At 51.4% G+C, this 13,180-nt stretch carries 10 protein-coding genes; 9 read left to right on the top strand and 1 reads right to left on the bottom strand.

Translation table 11 applies throughout. The features are described from left to right. The first annotated feature begins 1 nt into the window (after position 1). From OOT00_RS09180 to sppA, 8 genes are all read left to right on the top strand, one after another. On the top strand, positions 2-1,972 hold the full coding sequence (locus tag OOT00_RS09180; RefSeq protein ID WP_265425080.1) for a chemotaxis protein CheA: 1,971 nt from the start codon (positions 2-4) through the stop codon (positions 1,970-1,972). A 33-nt stretch (positions 1,973-2,005) separates the two neighbouring features. Then, a complete protein-coding gene (locus tag OOT00_RS09185; protein ID WP_265425081.1) occupies positions 2,006-4,675 on the top strand; it encodes a methyl-accepting chemotaxis protein in 2,670 nt (889 codons plus the stop codon). Then, positions 4,668-5,177, top strand: a complete 510-nt coding sequence (locus OOT00_RS09190; protein ID WP_265425082.1) for a chemotaxis protein CheW — start codon at positions 4,668-4,670, stop codon at positions 5,175-5,177. Before OOT00_RS09185 ends, OOT00_RS09190 begins: the two co-directional genes overlap by 8 nt. After that, on the top strand, positions 5,167-5,634 hold the full coding sequence (locus tag OOT00_RS09195; RefSeq protein ID WP_265425083.1) for a response regulator: 468 nt from the start codon (positions 5,167-5,169) through the stop codon (positions 5,632-5,634). Before OOT00_RS09190 ends, OOT00_RS09195 begins: the two co-directional genes overlap by 11 nt. A 96-nt stretch (positions 5,635-5,730) precedes the next feature. After that, positions 5,731-6,834: a histidinol-phosphate transaminase gene (gene hisC / locus OOT00_RS09200; RefSeq protein ID WP_265425084.1), complete on the top strand. Its 1,104-nt coding sequence runs from the start codon at positions 5,731-5,733 to the stop codon at positions 6,832-6,834. Positions 6,835-6,892: 58 nt separating this feature from the next. Next, entirely contained in the window at positions 6,893-7,576 is a 684-nt protein-coding gene (cmk, locus tag OOT00_RS09205) for a (d)CMP kinase (RefSeq protein WP_265425085.1), read from the top strand. A gap of 150 nt (positions 7,577-7,726) precedes the next feature. Further along, complete coding sequence (locus OOT00_RS09210; RefSeq protein ID WP_265425139.1) at positions 7,727-9,442, top strand: 30S ribosomal protein S1; 1,716 nt, start codon at positions 7,727-7,729, stop codon at positions 9,440-9,442. 150 nt (positions 9,443-9,592) lie between these two features. Next, positions 9,593-10,480, top strand: a complete 888-nt coding sequence (gene sppA / locus OOT00_RS09215) for a signal peptide peptidase SppA (RefSeq protein ID WP_265425086.1) — start codon at positions 9,593-9,595, stop codon at positions 10,478-10,480. Between the two features lie 41 nt (positions 10,481-10,521). Here the strand turns inward: sppA and OOT00_RS09220 are convergent, their stop codons facing one another. Further along, positions 10,522-11,130 (bottom strand): L-threonylcarbamoyladenylate synthase, encoded by a 609-nt coding sequence (locus OOT00_RS09220; RefSeq protein WP_265425087.1) that lies wholly within the window; start codon positions 11,128-11,130, stop codon positions 10,522-10,524. A 418-nt stretch (positions 11,131-11,548) separates the two neighbouring features. On the opposite strand from OOT00_RS09220, the gene guaB reads away from it, so the two are divergent. Then, entirely contained in the window at positions 11,549-13,012 is a 1,464-nt protein-coding gene (gene guaB, locus OOT00_RS09225) for an IMP dehydrogenase (protein WP_265425088.1), read from the top strand. Positions 13,013-13,180: the final 168 nt, after the last annotated feature.

Consider the following 13,180-nt stretch of genomic DNA (forward strand, 5'->3'; position numbering starts at 1 on the left):
TATGAACGATAAGGATGGATCTCTGGAACAGGAACTTGCCGAAGTCTTTCAAGGTGAAGCGGCAGATCTGTTCCGTGAGATAGAATCCGCGGTTCTGGATCTGGAGTCCGGATCCGCCGACTCAGATGGTATCCACCGCCTTTTCAGGGCGGTGCATACCCTGAAGGGTTCGGGAGCCATGTTTGGGCTTACCCGCCTTGCCAGCCTTGCCCATGAGCTGGAAAGTCTGATCGAGAAAGTCCGGGAACTGGATAGTCCCCCCGATCGTACCCTGATTTCACTGGTATTAGAGGTGGCAGATCGTTTACGTCTTCTTGCAGAATCAACAGAGATTACGGAAGAGGATGACGGGGATCTGCTGGCCAAAATGACCGCAGCTGTTGTGGCTTTGGAAGATAAAGAGGAGGAAAAGCTCCCTTGTGAGACGAGGCTGATTTCCATACGATTTAAACCCTTTTCCAAAATTTTTCTTTCTGGAATGGATCCAGCCATGGTTCTGGATGAATTGCGGGCAATGGGTGATCTTACGGTGAGCATTGACCGGAAAGAGCTCCCTGATTTCTGGGATTTTGATCCGGAACAGTCTTATATTGCTTTCAATATGACGCTAAAAACAGCGGTTTCCGATGCGGATATCGAAGATGTGTTTTTATTTGTTGCTGAAGACAGTGAGCTTGTAATTCAGAATCTTTCGGAGGCAGAGCCGAAGGAAAAAGACATTCCTGTGCCTGCGGTGGCCAGAGCCGCATCCTCTGCAAGGCCGGGTGATGCACCCCATGGAGAGAGCGAAGATATACGCATTGCCGCTCCACGCCTGGACAGTCTGATGAATCTTGTCGGTGAGCTGGTCATGCAACAGGCCCGGCTGAATGAGCTGGGTAAGGTGCTGAAGGTGCCGGTTCTGGATGAGTGTCTGGAGGGCCTGGACCGTATTTCCCTGAGCCTCAAGGACTGTGTTCTTAACCTGAGAATGACTCCCATTGCGGGTATTTTTTCCCGTTTTCGCAGGCTTGTACGGGATCTTTGCGCAGAATTGGAAAAGGAAGTGATTTTTGAGGTAGAGGGTGGAGAAACGGAGCTGGATAAAGCATTGATTGATGGTCTTGGGGAGCCTCTCGTGCATCTGGTGCGAAATTCCCTTGACCATGGTATTGAGCATCCCGGAGAAAGGCTGAAACAGGGAAAGTCTGCGGCAGGGTTATTACGGCTCTCTGCGGCTGCTCTGGAAGGTCGGGTGGAAATATGCATAGCCGATGATGGCAGGGGAATTGACAGGGAAGCCGTACTGGCCCGTGCAAGGGAGAGGGGGCTTGTGGATGCGGGGGCTGAACTGGGACCGGCGGAAATTGATTCCCTGATTTTTCATCCGGGCCTGTCCACCTCTGGTGTTGTGGGTAAGGTGTCCGGCCGGGGTGTGGGAATGGATGTGGTGCGGCGTCAGATAGAGTCCCTTGCCGGGCGCATCACTCTTGAGAGCCGGGCGGGTCAGGGTACGCGAATTCGGATGTCCCTCCCTCTCACCCTTGCCATTGTCGAATGTCTGATGGTGCGTGTGGGGCAGGGGCTTTTCGCCCTTCCTATTACACAGGTGGAAACCTGTATGGATTTTTTTCATGAAGAAGATAGCCGTAGACCGGAGCACCTGATTCGATTTCGGGGTAAGGCTTTGTCCTATGTGGTTCTGAGATCTTTTTTCCGAATGCATACAATGGAAAACCTGCAGCAGCAGGTGGTGGTTGTCCGTTCGGAGACGGGATTTTTCGGGCTTGTTGTGGACAGCCTGGCCGGTACCCAGCAGGTAGTCATAAAGTCCATGGGAGCCTGGTATGACAGGCAGGATGGCATTGGTGGTGCAACGGTGATGGGAGACGGAGAAATCGCCTTTATTCTGGATGTGCAGGGACTGTGGCGCTGTGCCTGTACGGATCTGGTTCAAGAAAGAGACAGAGCTTACCGGAAAAACAGGAATTAGCCGGGAACGGGGCAGAAGGGAAAGGGAATGGCCATGCACTGGAAAGATTTCGGTATTGCAACCAAGCTCGGGCTGGCCTTCGGGCTTGTTCTGACGTTTCTTGCGGCGGTAATTCTTGTGGGGTTTCTGGGGGTGGACCGCATGGTGCACCGGGGCAATATGCTGATAGACGGCAGCCGTATGGACAGCATTCTTGCCATTAAGGAAGTGGAACTTCTTCAGGCTGCGAGGAAGGTGGGAGCCCATCTTCTGGGCGGGGAACGTGTACGGGTTTCTGCTGAACGGAACCAGACCCCCTTCGGCGTGTGGCTGGCAGGTGAAGAAAGACGGTGGATGGAAACCCATGTTCCGGATTTGGCATCTCTTTTTTCGAGGCTGGACAGGCAGTATGATGAACTTCATGGTGAGCTGGTTGATGTTTTGCAGAGTTACCAGACAGATCATGCCGATTTTCTGCAGGAGCTACAGTCTTTTAAGCAGCAGAATCAGGTGTGGGGCCAGCAGGTGGCCGAACAGCTTGCTCTGGGCGTTGGATCCTTGTTCCGTTATCAGGATATGCTCCGTAATGTCGGCCTGCAGGCAGAATCCGTTGTGAAGGCCTGCTATGAAGAGCCCGGGCTCAGTGATGAAGCCCGCAGGGAAAAGGCCCTGAAACTTTTGATGTCCATGCGTTATGGGGAAGAAGGTAAAGATTACCTCTGGATTCATGATGCCCGGCCGCGGATGGTGGCCCATCCTTACTTCCCCGAACTGGTGGATTTAGAATTGGGGGAGGAGCACAGGTACCTGCGAAGTCTTTTCGGCCTTATCAACAGCCGGGTCGGAAACCGGGAGGAAGCCTATCTGCTCTATGACTGGCCCCACTATGACAGGGATGTTTACCTGCCTAAGCTTGGATATATACGGTATTTTGAACCATGGGGATGGTACATAGGGACAGGGGTGTATCTTTTTGAGGAAAACTCTGCTCTTTTGCAGAGGGCCAGGGAGTTTTCCGATGGCGTGCCTTTTGTTTTCAGAATTTCAAGGGATATCCGCATGTCAGCTTTTGGCCGCTTTCTTACGGAAGAGGATTTGTGGCCAAAAGGGCTGGGTATTGAGGGACCATTGCGGGCATGTCGGGGTCCTTTGAAAAAGCTGTATGCATCGGCAGGGCATATCGAAAATGCCATTAACGAAGGGCGTGTGGAAACGGCCATGGGGATTTATGAAATTGAAACCATGGGGGCTTTATCGGAACTGGATTTTCATATGAACGAAGTAATCCAGAAGGTAACCAGAAGAAATCGTTCCGCTGCAGAAGCCCGGACTCGTTTTGATACCGCTGTTATGCCAGTATTCGAAGAAATTCTTGCTACCCTTCATGAGCTGAGAATTGTATCCAGATCCCGTATGGAAGGAGTGGAAGCCCTGGCCGAATCGGCGAAGGAAACACGCTGGCTTTTTGGCCTTCTGGGTCTTGTCGCTCTTAGCGCGGGAGTGGGCATGGCTGTTCTCATGATCCGGGTGATCCGGAAGCCCCTTGTCTATCTGGCAAGAGCTGCCCGGAAAATTGAAGCAGGAGACTATACTCTGGCTGTGGCCTTACAGCAGAAAGATGAGCTGGGCCGTCTTTCCATAGCCATGGATCAGATGCTTGCAGGGTTGAGGCGCACAGCTTCTCTGGCCAGTTGTGTTTCAAAAGGAGACCTGAGGCCTTCCTTTGACGGCATGGCTCAGGGAGATGTGATTGGTGCTGCATTACGGGAGATGGTTGAAAATCTGCGGACCGTTGTGGATAAAGTGCACCATACTGCAGATCAGGTGGGGACGGCCAGCAGGGAGTTGAAAGAAACGGCCATGCTGGTTGCTCAGGGTGCTTCCGAGCAGGCCGCCTCAGCGGAACAGAGTTCCGCGTCCATGGAAGAAATGAGTTCCATTATCCGCCAGAATGCAGAAAATGCCCGAGAAACCCGCGCCATAGCCGATAGTGCTGCTCAGGAAGCCCGGAAAACAGGTGGATCCGTTGGTAAAACCGTTATGGATATGCGTGAAATTGCCAGCAGGGTTGGCGTGATTGAGGAAATAGCCCGGCAGACAAATCTTCTTGCACTGAACGCTGCCATAGAGGCAGCAAGGGCCGGGGAACACGGTCGTGGGTTTGCCGTAGTTGCGGCGGAGGTACGCAAGCTGGCGGAACGCAGTCAGAAGGCCGCCGGTGAAATTGGGAGCCTGGCGGCAGCCAGCGTTGTGCAGGCCGATGAGGCGGGTGTGATGCTGGAGCGTCTTGTTCCCAGTATAGAGCGCACGGCTTCTCTGGTGCAGGCCATCGCTGTTGCCAGCCAGGAGCAGAGCGAAGGCGTCAGTCAGGTGAATCAGGCTATTCTTCAGTTGGATGAAATTATTCAGCAGAATGCCCATGTTGCCGAAGAGATGGCCGCATCGGCAGGGCAGATGGAAGCACAATCACTTTATCTGCAAAAGGCCATGGCTTTTTTCAGGGGGAGCGAATTGTCTGTGGAGCCAAGATCCATTGCTCGGGAAATGGAGATATCCTCAGGAGAAAACCAGCAGAAACCGAAGGGATCTTTGAAGAAAAAAGGGAGAGAAATGGGAGGCTCTTCATTTTCCGATTCGTCGAACCGCGTGGTGGATCTGGATGAGGATTGGGGGATGGATGAATATGAGATATCTTCTGTTCCGAAAGGATCCCGTCATGAATGAGGGGCAGAGACAGTGTCTGACTTTTCATCTGAAAAAAACTCTTTTTGCCCTGCCTGTTGAGGTGGTGCAGGAAGTTCTGCAGGATATTCGGGTGACTCCCATCCCAAGAACCCCGAATTTTCTGGAGGGAGTAATGAATCTCAGGGGAAAAATTGTTCCCGTGGTTGATCTGAATGTGAAATTTTCCCTTGGACCCACTCCGGTCACACCGGATACGGCTGTCATTGTGGTGGCTATTCCTTTTGAGGGCAGGGAGCTGTTTGCGGGAGTGCGTGTGGATGGGGTGGACAGTGTGATGGCCTTTGATGAGGCATCCCTGAGCCCCCCGCCGGAAATTGGCACCTGTGTCCCTTTGCAATTTATTGAAGCGATGACAGTGGTAGAGGACAATGTTCTTTTGTTTCTGGATATTGCCAGGGTGTTCACCCGTTCGGAGCTGGGTGCTGTTCACCGTGTCCGCCAGGAGGGTGAAGTCGGTACAATGGGGGTAGATGATGAGTGAGCGAAGCGGAAAGGGACTTCGTGTGCTGGTGGTGGACGATTCAGCCCTTTCCCGGAAGATGTTTTGCACTATTCTTGAAAGTGATCCGGGGATTCTTCATGTGGAGACCGCAGCGGATCCCTATGGGGCCGTAGAGAAAATCCGGAGAGAAGTCCCGGATGTTATTCTGCTGGATGTGGAGATGCCCCGCATGGACGGGCTGAAATTTTTGAAAAGGATTATGGCTCAGCACCCTCTTCCTGTGGTTGTGTGTTCCGCCCTGACCCGGGGTAAAGGAGATGCCATAGCTAAAGAAGCTATGGCTCTCGGAGCTGTAGATATTATTGCCAAACCCACAATAGAAGACCGGGCGGCCATGGATGAGGCATCCAGAAAAATTCTGGATGCCATCTATGCTGCCGCCGGAGTACGGAGGGATCCCATGGCATACATTGACAAAAAGGAAACTTCCTTTTAAGGACTGTTGCAGTTTTTCCGGGTCGTCGCCCTCTTCTCAGGATAGGGGCGGCTGTTTTTTTGATTCCGCTGCAATTGGAGAGTAAAGGATGCTGCCATGGAAATAGCTGTACCGGATTTTATCCGCGCCATTGCCCCCTATGTTCCGGGTAAACCCATTGAGGAACTGGAGCGCGAGCTTGGGCTTTCCAGGGTTGTGAAGCTGGCTTCCAATGAAAATCCTCTGGGGCCGTCACCCATGGCAGTACAGGCCATGCAGAAAGCCATGGTAAAACTGCACCGCTATCCTGACGGTTCGGCTTATTATCTGACGGAAGCCCTGGCAACCCATATGCAGGTTGCTCCGGAGTGCCTTGTGCTGGGGAATGGTTCCGATGACGTGATTGCCATGGCCGTACGGGCCTTTATGCGGACCGGGGAAAAGGCTGTCATGCCCCATCCCGCTTTTCTTATGTACGATATTCTGGTGAAGACCGTAGGAGGTATTTCCGTTCCCGTTCCCCTTCAGGGGATGGATCTCGATCTGGATGGCATGGTCGCTGCCGTGGAAGATGAGACCCGTATGGTTTTTGTCACCAATCCCAATAATCCCACGGGCCGTTTTATCCCCCTTGATCGGATGGTGGCCTTTCTGGATGCCATTCCTTCATCGGTTCTTGTGCTTCTGGATGAAGCCTATATTGAGTTTGTGAATGACGGTGACCGGTATTCCGGTGTTTCCCTGCTGACGACCTATCCCAACCTTGTTGTCCTGAGAACTTTTTCCAAGGCTTATGGCCTTGCGGGTATCCGGGTTGGATACGGAGTGATGGCCAAAGAGGTGGCACTGTGGCTGCACAGGGTTCGTCAACCATTTAATGTTAATCTGCTGGCACAGGCCGGGGCCCTTGCCGCTCTTGAAGATGACGGGTTTTTGCAGGAAACCCGAAAGCTTGTGTCCGATGGAATAAGGTGGCTTTCAGAACAATTGGAAGCCATGGGGCTGATTACCCACCCGAGTGAGGCGAACTTTTTTCTGGTAGATGTAAAAAGAGAAGGGAAAAAGGTGTTTGAAGCCATGCTGGCAAAGGGGATTATTGTGCGGTCCATGCATGGCTATGGGTTTCCACGCTGTATCCGGATTACGGCAGGTCTGCCGGAAGAGAATCGTATGCTGATGGATGCCCTCAGGGAAGTCCTTTGTGAGATTCCAGAAGACTGAATCTCTTGTCAGCAGTCATTACGGCCATTTTATTACCTTATGGAAGTCTGTTTTGTATATGAAATCTCTGGTGATTACCATCGATGGACCTGCGGGTGCAGGGAAAACTACCATTAGTCGCCAATTGGCGGACCGTATGGGATACCGCTATGTGGACACGGGAGCCCTGTACAGGGGAGTGGCACTTTGTGCTTCTCGGGCAGGGGTGGACAGAGGCAATGAGCAGGAGCTGAACACGTTTCTGGAAGGCCTGAATCTTTCCCTGGTTCGGGGTGGAGACGGCTGCCTCAGGCTTTATGCCGGTGAACAGGATATCACGGCAGAAATCAGAACGCCTGCCATATCCATGGCTGCATCCGCTGTTGCTGCATTGCCTGCGGTGAGAAGTTGGCTGTTGGGTGTGCAAAGGAGGCTTGGGGCAGAGAAGGGCGTGGTTTTTGAGGGAAGGGACATGGGATCTGTCGTTTTTCCCGAAGCGGATGTGAAATTTTTTCTTACCGCTGATCTCCGGGTGAGAGCAGAGAGACGCTACGAAGAGCTTCCTCCCGATTCATCCCAAAAACTGGAGGATGTTTTGATGGACATGCAGAGGCGGGATGCCCAGGATTCCGGGCGGGATCTTGCTCCTTTGGTGGCATCCAAGGATGCCACCATTATTGATGCCTCTGCCCTTACCATAGACGAGGTGCTTGTCCAGATGATGGACTGCATACGGGAGAAAAGCGGGCAGGAGCGGAAGTAGATATTTTGTCTTGTATCCATTTTTTGTTTCTGATAAAAAAGAAAGGATATGCCATCTCTGAAAAACAGGGAAGTGCATGAATAACGCTTAGGGGGATAACTTTTAATGGGAAACCGTAACAACATGGACGCTTTCGAAGACAACGAAGAAATGGACGACCTCGGATTTGATGGAGAAGATCTTCCCAGTATGGAAGAGCTTTTGAACGAGTACGAGGAAAGTTTCGGCAAGTTCGCCGAAGGCGAGGTGGTGAAAGGCAAAATCATCTCCGTAGACCGCGAGTACGTTCTGGTGGATGTGGGATATAAATCCGAAGGGATGATTCCTGCCCACGAATTTAAGAACGATGCGGGAGAGGTAGAAGCTGCCGTAGGCGATGAAGTGGAAGTCATGATTGAGCTCTGGGATGAAGAAGAAGAGCGCGTTGTGCTTTCCAAGGAAAAAGCCGAAAAAATCAAGGTTTGGGAAGAAATCAAGAAGATTTACGACGAAGATGGCGTGGTGGAGGGCATTATCACCAACCGCGTGAAAGGTGGTTTCTCCGTCGACATTGGTCTTCAGGCCTTCCTGCCGGGCTCTCAGGCGGACCTCCGTCCTGTGCGCAACCTTGATGAGCTTGTGGGTAAATCCTTCGAGTTCAAGGTGCTTAAGTTCAACAGAAAACGGAGCAATATCGTCCTTTCCCGTCGGGTTATTCTGGAAAATGCCCGGGAAAAGGCCCGTTCCAAAACCCTTTCCGCTCTGGAAGAAGGCAAGGTTATGGACGGTGTGGTCAAAAACATTACCGAGTACGGTGTGTTTGTCGACCTGGGCGGTGTGGATGGACTTCTCCACATCACCGATATTTCCTGGGGACGTGTCAAGCATCCCTCTGAGTTGTTTTCCGTAGGTGATCAGATCAAGGTCAAGGTACTTTCCTTCGACCTGGAGCGTGAGCGTGTGTCGTTGGGCATGAAGCAGCTTACGCCGGATCCCTGGACCATTGCTTCTGAAAAATATCCTGTGAGTACACGGGTGCAGGGCAAGGTTGTTAGCCTTACGGATTATGGCGCTTTTGTGGAACTGGAAGAAGGCATTGAGGGCCTGATTCATGTTTCTGAAATGTCCTGGACTCGTAAAATCCGCCATCCTTCCAAGGTTCTTTCCGTGGGAGAGGTTGTGGATGCCATGGTTCTTGACATCAAGCCCGAAAGCCGTCGTATCTCTCTGGGTATGAAGCAGGTGATGACCAACCCATGGGAAGTAATCAGTGAAAAGTACCCCGTGGGTACCATTATTGAAGGTAAAATTAAGAATATTACGGATTTCGGTCTTTTCATCGGTATTGATGATGACATCGATGGTCTTGTGCATATTTCTGATATTTCCTGGACCAAACGCATCAAACATCCTTCTGAAGTATACAAGAAGGGGGATACGGTTCAGGCCGTGGTTCTGGATATTGATAAAGAAAACGAGCGTTTCTCCCTTGGGATCAAACAGACCCATGACGATCCATGGAAAAGCGTGGAGGAACGTTACGCTGTAGGAACGGAAATACAGGGGTCCATTACCAATATAACGGACTTTGGTATTTTCGTGGAGCTTGAGGAAGGAATAGAAGGTCTTGTTCATATTTCCGAAATCAGCACGGAAAAAGTGAAAACCCCTTCAGAGGCCTTTAAGGTTGCTGAGTCTATCACTGCTAAAGTGATGAACATCAATTCCGAAGAACGCCGTATTGGTCTTTCCATTAAGCGCCTTGATATGGATGATGATGAAGCCATCATGAGCGACTATCTCAAGAATATGGAAGACGCCAAGCCGACCTCGTCCCTTGGTGAAAGCCTCAAAGAAAGTCTTGAGGCAAAGTACAAGGACCAGTAAAACAGATGGAAGCCCGGAATCATCAGAAAGTGATGGTTCCGGGTTTTTTTACAGTTTTGCTAAAAGAGCGTAGGAACGATTGGGGTTTCCCCGGATCGATGACAACGCTCTTTTTTTATCCTGTTTCTGACATACGGAGGAAAGAGCATTATGTTCTCCCGCAGGCATCCCTACCTTTTTTTTATTCTGATCATGACTGCTATGATTACGGGCAGCAGCATGCTGATACGTCTGGGTAGCGTAGTAACAAAATCCGAAGCCAAAGGGGAGAAGATTGGAGTTGTGGAGCTGGTTGGCCCCATCATGGAAAGTTCTCAGGTCCTTGAAGATCTAAGAACTTTTCGGGAGGATCCGAGTATTCGGGCCATTGTTATCAGAGTGGATTCTCCAGGAGGAGGTGTGGGGCCATCACAGGAAATTTTCAGGGCTCTCCAGCGTGCCCGTGAGGATAAAATTGTGATCGCTAGTCTGGGCAGTGTCGCTGCCTCCGGTGGCTACTATGCCGCTGCTGCTACGGATGGTATTATGGCCAATGCCGGGACCGTAACGGGTAGCATCGGTGTTATTCTGGGCTATACCAATTTTCGGCACCTGGTGGAAAGGATTGGTCTTGAACCCGTTGTTATCAAAAGTGGGGATAATAAAGATATGGCCTCGCCCGTAAGGGATCTGACACCGGAACAGCGGGAGATCCTGCAGGCTTTTGTGGATCGCCTGCATGGTCAGTTTGTCAGGGATGTGGCTGAAGGCAGAAGCATGGAAGAAGAGGTTGTTGCCCGGCTTGCCGATGGAAGAATTTATGCCGGTGATGAGGCTATGGGCCTGGGACTGGTGGACCGTATAGGAAACTTTGAAGATGCCCTCTCCTGGGCTGCAGAAAGGGCTGGCATTCCCGCAGGTGCCTGGGTTGCTGTTTATCCGGAGAGGGAAACTTCATGGCTCTGGAATCTTGTGGATGGTGGCGCCCGGTCCCTGGTTGGAGCGATGGAGCGCAGGGCAGGATTGCAAGGTGGTTTCCTGTGGACGCCGGGTATGTAGACGGTGCCGTGTTGAGGATATAAATTCAGCCGTTGGCTTGTTCAGAGAAATTCACTGACATCGCCCAGGCCTTCCCGGAGCACTTCCGGTATCTCGCCCGAAAGGTCAATCACGCTGGAAGGGATACCGGGTACACTGCCACCTCCGATTACCATGTCGACCTGTCCCCCGAAAAGTTCATGGAGGAGGCTGGCATCCGTTTCCAGTTCTTCTCCGGCCCTGGCTGCCGTTGTTGATATGACCGGATTTCCCAGTTCCCGGACAATAGCCAGAGCAATGGCGCAGTCGGGTACACGTATTCCAGCGGTTTTTCGTTTTGTCAGCATCATTTTGGGTACTTCGCGGGTACCTTCCAGAATGAAGGTATAGGGGCCAGGCAGAAATCGTTTCAGGACGCGGTATGCTGCATTGTGTACTTTTGCATAGCGGCTGATATCCGTCAAATCCGGGCAGATAAAACTGAAGGGCTGCTTTTTGTCTTTCTGCCGGATCTGGTAAATACGCTCAATGGCTTTTTTGTTCTGAATATCACAACCCATGCCGTAATGGGTGTCTGTGGGATAAATGATTACCCCGCCGTCTTTCAGACACTCCACAACCTGACGTATCTGCCGTGCATGGGGTGTTTCAGGGTGAATGGTCATGAACATGGTATGCGGTCTCCTGATTACAGAAAAGGGGCAGTTATGGATCTTTTGTCAGCCAACAGATTGATAATGGAATAGCATACGTTTTTTACTTTTGCAGGCACGTTTTTTTCTATATCATAGATTCTGGCTTTCTGGTAATGCGGGCAGTCAAAAGGAAAGGCTGATGATATTTTTTTACAGTGCGCCCTGTTCCGTAGCAGAGAGTTTTTTTACATCTTGCACAAGCCTTCGTTGTTTGTTAGGTATACGCCCACTTTCGGACCGACCTTCTGTATCTGGGTCGGTTTCCCTGTCTTGACGGCCGGTTGGGAGTTAGCCCACCGGCCGCCCCTGTATCCGTATACGTTCGTCATTACCCGTGCCCAGACGTGTTCCTGCGCCACAAACGTTTTGACTCATTGACTCCGGAGGATTCCCCATGGCAATTGCGTCACTTGAAGAAGCTTTTTCCTTTGATGATGTACTTCTTTTACCTAATTATTCCGATGTGGTACCCAGTGACTGTGATGTTTCCACCCGACTGACCCGGGAAATTACCCTTAATGTGCCGGTTATTTCCGCAGCCATGGATACGGTGACAGAATCCCTTACCGCCATCAGTATGGCCCGTACAGGGGGTATGGGGATTATCCACCGCAACCTGACCATTGACGAGCAGATTCGCGAAGTGGATCAGGTAAAAAAATCCGAAAGCGGGATGATTGTAGATCCCGTTACGATTTCACCGGGCGCCCAGATAGGGGATGTGCTGAAGCTGATGAGTCGTTACCGGATTTCCGGTGTTCCCGTGGTGGATGGAGATAAGCTTGTAGGGATTGTGACCAACCGGGATCTGCGTTTTGAGACGGATATGACCCGACTGGTGAATTCGGTAATGACCACAGAAAATCTTGTAACCGTTCATGAAGGCATTACCCTTGAGGAGTCCAAGCAAAAGCTGCATCAGCACCGCATTGAAAAGCTTCTGGTGGTGGATAAGGATGGTCGCCTGACGGGTATGATCACCATCAAGGATATTGAAAAAATAAAAAAATATCCCCATGCCTGTAAAGATGCCATGGGCAGACTTCGCGTCGGAGCAGCTGTAGGCGTGGGTGCGGATATGATGGAGCGCACCGAAGCACTGATCAAGGCTGGTGTGGATGTCCTTTGCATTGATACTTCCCATGGGCATTCCAAAAATGTCATGGATGCTGTCCGGACCATTAAAGCTGCCTTTCCCAAGTGCCAGCTGATCGCAGGAAATGTGGCAACGGGCAAGGGTGCTGAAGCGCTGATTGAAGCGGGTGTGGATGCGGTGAAGGTGGGTATTGGTCCCGGTTCTATCTGTACCACACGCATTGTTGCCGGTGTGGGGGTGCCCCAGCTTTCCGCCATCATGAACTGCTGCGCAGCTGCCAATAAGCACGGTGTGCCTCTCATTGCCGATGGGGGTATCAAGTTTTCCGGTGATCTCATTAAAGCCATTGGTGCGGGAGCCCATTGTGTCATGCTTGGTGGTCTTCTGGCCGGAACCGAGGAAAGCCCTGGAGAAACTATTCTGTATCAGGGTCGGACCTACAAAGTGTACAGGGGCATGGGTTCTCTGGAAGCCATGAAAAAGGGCAGCAAGGATCGCTACTATCTGGGTGATGAAGAAGATGACGATAAGCTGGTCCCCGAGGGAATTGTGGGCAAGGTCCCCTACAGAGGAACGGTTGCAGAAAATATTTACCAGTTGGTAGGTGGCCTTAAGGCCGGTATGGGGTATGTCGGATCCCATAACATTGAAGAACTCAGGGAGAAGGCGCGGTTTATTCGTATGACAGCGGCAGGTCTGCGTGAAAGCCATGTTCATGATGTTATTATTACCAAGGAAGCTCCTAACTATCGCATAGACTGATAAGTGATCGTTTTTTTTAAAAAAAAAGCGATAAAGATGCCCGCCGATGTGCCTTTCAAAGGTACGCGGCGGGTTCTTTTTTCAGAGCGTCAGAGGTCAGTGACAGCGGGTACTCGCTGTGCTATGAAGGGCAGGCAGGTATCTTGTGTACCGATGAGACTTAGCCTG

The organism is Desulfobotulus pelophilus, assembly GCF_026155325.1.
GTDB lineage: Bacteria > Desulfobacterota > Desulfobacteria > Desulfobacterales > ASO4-4 > Desulfobotulus > Desulfobotulus pelophilus.

What these genes read in the sequence shown, in the direction of transcription:
- OOT00_RS09180 (WP_265425080.1), top strand. Translation starts at nt 2, where the DNA reads ATGAACGATAAGGATGGATCTCTGGAACAGGAACTTGCCGAAGTCTTT.
- OOT00_RS09185 (WP_265425081.1), top strand. Translation starts at nt 2,006, where the DNA reads ATGCACTGGAAAGATTTCGGTATTGCAACCAAGCTCGGGCTGGCCTTC.
- OOT00_RS09190 (WP_265425082.1), top strand. Translation starts at nt 4,668, where the DNA reads ATGAATGAGGGGCAGAGACAGTGTCTGACTTTTCATCTGAAAAAAACT.
- OOT00_RS09195 (WP_265425083.1), top strand. Translation starts at nt 5,167, where the DNA reads ATGATGAGTGAGCGAAGCGGAAAGGGACTTCGTGTGCTGGTGGTGGAC.
- hisC (WP_265425084.1), top strand. Translation starts at nt 5,731, where the DNA reads ATGGAAATAGCTGTACCGGATTTTATCCGCGCCATTGCCCCCTATGTT.
- cmk (WP_265425085.1), top strand. Translation starts at nt 6,893, where the DNA reads ATGAAATCTCTGGTGATTACCATCGATGGACCTGCGGGTGCAGGGAAA.
- OOT00_RS09210 (WP_265425139.1), top strand. Translation starts at nt 7,727, where the DNA reads ATGGACGACCTCGGATTTGATGGAGAAGATCTTCCCAGTATGGAAGAG.
- sppA (WP_265425086.1), top strand. Translation starts at nt 9,593, where the DNA reads ATGTTCTCCCGCAGGCATCCCTACCTTTTTTTTATTCTGATCATGACT.
- OOT00_RS09220 (WP_265425087.1), bottom strand. Translation starts at nt 11,130, where the DNA reads ATGTTCATGACCATTCACCCTGAAACACCCCATGCACGGCAGATACGT.
- guaB (WP_265425088.1), top strand. Translation starts at nt 11,549, where the DNA reads ATGGCAATTGCGTCACTTGAAGAAGCTTTTTCCTTTGATGATGTACTT.